This window comes from Bacillus sp. LR--39, assembly GCF_053613335.1.
In genome coordinates this window covers 1-824 of record NZ_JBSIOT010000628.1, presented here as the reverse complement: position 1 = coordinate 824, position 824 = coordinate 1, and the positions used below count along the sequence as shown (strand labels likewise).

1 protein-coding gene is annotated in these 824 nt (G+C 48.8%); it reads left to right on the top strand.

Annotated features, from left to right (window positions below):
- Nucleotides 1-824: AMP-binding protein (locus ACWHAR_RS25420; RefSeq protein ID WP_452088226.1), on the top strand; the 824-nt coding region annotated here is incomplete at both ends.

The window sequence follows — 824 nt, the reverse complement described above, 5'->3', positions numbered from 1 at the left end:
CGTCGGGCTCGACAGGAAAACCGAAGGCCTTTACGCGATCTCACCGCTCATGGATAGAGAGCTTTACCTGTACAGGAACAGATTTTTCGATTTCATCAAATGATAAGGTTCTGATTCCCGGAACGTTAATGTCCTCTCACTTCCTATATGGGGCTGTCAGCACTTTGTTTCTCGGAGGAACCGTTTGTTTGCTGAAAAAGTTTTCTCCTGCCAAAGCGAAGGAATGGCTGTGCCGTGAATCCATCAGCGTTCTCTATACCGTACCGACGATGACAGACGCCCTCACAAGGATTGAGAGTTTTCCCGACAGTCCCGTCAAAATCATTTCATCCGGCGCAGACTGGCCGGCAGAATCCAAGGAGAAGCTTGCCGCTGCATGGCCTCATCTCAAGCTGTACGATTTTTATGGCACATCAGAGCTTAGTTTTGTGACGTTTTCTTCACCGGAAGACAGCAAACGGAAGCCGCATTCAGCGGGCCGCCCTTTTCATAATGTCTGGATCGAAATCCGCAACCCTGGAGGAGAATGCTGTCAGCCAGGGGAAATCGGAAAAATATTTGTCAAAAGCCCGATGCAGTTTTCCGGCTATGTGAACGGCAGCACACCAGATGAATGGATGACAGTGGATGATATGGGCTATGTTGATGAGGATGGCTTTCTATACATATCAGGAAGAGAAAACGGGATGATCGTGTACGGAGGATTAAATATTTTCCCAGAAGAAATTGAACGTGTGCTTCTCGCCTGCCCAGAGGTTGAAAGCGCGGCTGTCGTTGGAATGCCGGACGAGTATTGGGGAGAAATCGCTGTAGCTGTCATTCTT